Genomic DNA, 2,176 nt, shown 5'->3' on the forward strand with positions numbered 1-2,176 from the left:
CGGCGCCCGGCGGGCCGCTGAGGATGATGGCGTGGGGCAGGCGGCGGCGGGCGAGCATCTCGCGCACCCGCGTGACCACCTCCTCGTTGCCGTAGAAATCCTGGAAGCCCATCTGCGGTTCCCGAGAGGCAAAAGTAAAAAGGCAAAAGGCTGGGCTCTAAAAGCTAAAAGCCAAAAGCTAAGAGCCAAAAGCCACGAGCTAGTTCTTCAGCGACAGCCGTTTCTTCACCTCCGCGACAATCTCAGGATGGACGACGTCGGCGGGGCGGCGGGCGTCCACCACGAAGACGCGCCCCGGCTCGCGGCGGGCGATGGCCAGGTAGGCGTCGCGCACGCGCTGGAAGAAAGCCCGGCTCTCCTGCTCGAAGCGGTTCTCGTCCTGCTCGCTGGCGCCTTCGCGGGCCAGGTTGCGGCGCCGCGCTCGGGCCACGCTGGCTTCGACCTCCGAGTCCATGAGGATGGTGAGGTCGGGCTGCAGGCCACGGCAGAGTTCGCGGTGCAGGGCGAGCACCACTTCGCTGCCCAGCTTGCGGCCGCCGCCCTGGTAGGCCTCGGAGGAATCGGTGAAGCGGTCGCAGAGCACGAAGCGGCCGGCCTCCAGGGCGGGGCGGATGACCTCGTCGATGTGCTGGGCGCGGGCCGCGAACATGAGCGCCAGCTCGGCGCGCGGCGAGAGGCCGGAAGTGCGCGAGTCCAGGATGACGCCGCGGATCTTCTCCCCGGCCGGGGTGCCGCCGGGCTCGCGGGTGAGCACCACCTCGTGTCCCTGGGCGCGCAGGAGTTCGGCCAGGCGGCCCAGCTGGGTGCTCTTGCCGCAGCCGTCCAGTCCTTCGATGGTGATGAACTTCCCGCGCGCGCGCGCCACCGCGGAATCATATCACCCGGCGCCGGCTCCACCTTGGAGCGGTGGCGCGGGCGGGCGCTTGTGCTAGACTCCCCTGCCGCGGTCCCGGCTGGGTTGGGCCTGCCGGGGAAGGGAGCCGCATGCGCCTCGGGGATTCCATCGACGACTACTGCTCCCGCTGCAAGCTCTCCACCGGCCACGCGGTGGTCGCCATGGTGGGCGAGGAGGTCAAGAAGGTGCGCTGCGCCACCTGCGGCCACGAGCACAACTACCGCAAGAACCGGGGCGGCAAGCAGCCCCTGAGCAAGCAGCAAGCCTTCGACCGGATCCTGGCCAGCCTCAGCGACCAGATCCCGGGCGGGCCGCCCAAAAGCAAGAAGTAGGCGCGGCTGGAAAAGAATCGTGAGGAGGAGTCGAATGCGTCTGTCCCGCTCGATCCAGTGGCAATTGGTCCTGGCGGTCCTGGTGCTGGCGTGCGCGCCGGGCTGGAGTTCCAACCCGCTGGCGCGCAAGGCGCCGCCCACCATCACGGTCTCGCTGGACGCCACCGACGCTCCCCGCAAGATCCTGCACGCCAAGCTGGTGATCCCCGCCGGCCCGGGGCCGCTCACCCTCTACTATCCCAAGTGGCTGCCCGGGGAGCATGGGCCCACCGGACCCATCGTCAACCTGGCCGGGCTGAAGCTCTCCGCCGGAGGCAGGGAGATCCCCTGGCGGCGCGACCTGGAGGATATGTACACCTTCCACTGCCAGGTGCCCAAGGGAGCCGCGTCGGTGGAGGTCGCGCTCGACTTCCTGCTGCCGGACGCGACCTCGGGCTTCTCCTCCGGCGCCTCGGCCAGCTCGGAGCTGGCGGTGATCAACTGGAACCAGGTGGTGCTCTATCCCGCGGGCTGGCCGGCGGCGGAGTTGACCTACGTAGCCAGCCTGCAGTTGCCGCCGGGCTGGAAGTTCGGGACGGCGCTGCCCGTGGCCAAGGAGGAGTCGTACGCCATCGAGTTTCAGCCGGCCTCGCTGGTCACCCTGATCGACTCCCCGGTCATCGCGGGGGCGCACTTCCGCGAGATCGCGCTCTCGCCCGGGCAGGAGCCGCAGCACTTCCTCGATCTGGTGGCCGACGCCGATGCCGACCTGGCCGTCACGCCGCAACAGGAGGCCGACTACCGGCAACTGGTCGCCGAGGCGGGAGCGCTGTTCGGCGCCCGCCACTACCGCGACTACCACTTCCTCTACACCCTGAGCCAGTACACCGCGCACTTCGGCCTGGAGCACCACGAGTCCAGCGACGACCGCACCTTCGAGCGCGTCTTCCTCGACAACGACGAGTTCAAG

General features: G+C 69.2%; 3 protein-coding genes. 2 read left to right on the forward strand and 1 reads right to left on the reverse strand.

From position 1 onward, the window contains the following. Positions 1-199: 199 nt before the first annotated feature. Positions 200-865, reverse strand: coding sequence for a dTMP kinase (tmk, locus tag VEG08_10460; protein ID HXZ28407.1), 666 nt, complete (start codon positions 863-865; stop codon positions 200-202). 119 nt (positions 866-984) lie between these two features. Between tmk and VEG08_10465 the strand changes: the two genes are divergently transcribed. After that, a complete protein-coding gene (locus tag VEG08_10465; GenBank protein ID HXZ28408.1) occupies positions 985-1,227 on the forward strand; it encodes a hypothetical protein in 243 nt (80 codons plus the stop codon). Positions 1,228-1,261: 34 nt separating this feature from the next. After that, a partial coding sequence (locus VEG08_10470; protein ID HXZ28409.1) for a M61 family peptidase occupies positions 1,262-2,176 on the forward strand: 915 nt, incomplete at its 3' end.

The organism is Terriglobales bacterium (assembly GCA_035624475.1).
Classification (GTDB): Bacteria; Acidobacteriota; Terriglobia; order Terriglobales; family Acidobacteriaceae; genus DASPRL01.

Bases quoted from the DNA above. Each gene is read 5' to 3' on its own strand.
- VEG08_10465 (HXZ28408.1), top strand. From the start codon at position 985: ATGCGCCTCGGGGATTCCATCGACGACTACTGCTCCCGCTGCAAGCTC.